At 28.4% G+C, this 310-nt stretch carries 1 protein-coding gene; it reads right to left on the bottom strand.

All coding sequences use genetic code 11. The features are described 5' to 3' along the window. A partial coding sequence (locus AWT72_RS09010; protein WP_156413169.1) for an alpha/beta hydrolase occupies window positions 1–310 on the bottom strand: 310 nt, incomplete at both ends.

Raw genomic sequence — 310 nt, 5'->3', positions numbered from 1 at the left:
ATGTATTATATGTTGATTTACCCATTAATACGTCCCTATCAAAATGAGTAATTCTACTTTTTACTCTATTACTTGCATCAGCCCATGGAGACATTAGAAAAATTCCATCTACTAATTTTTCATTTCTATCTCTTCTCATTAACATAGTTGATAAAACAACATTTCCACCTGAACTATCTCCAGCAAGTACAATTTTTTCATATTTTCCACCTAGATTTTTTAATAAAGTATCTAATTCCTCATTCTGAGCTGGGAATTTTTTCCCCTTATAATCTAATAATATCACTTCAAAATCAACATATAATACATA

This window comes from Oceanivirga salmonicida (assembly GCF_001517915.1).
Taxonomy (GTDB): Bacteria; Fusobacteriota; Fusobacteriia; order Fusobacteriales; family Leptotrichiaceae; genus Oceanivirga; species Oceanivirga salmonicida.
This window is presented reverse-complemented; position numbering and strand designations above follow the sequence as displayed.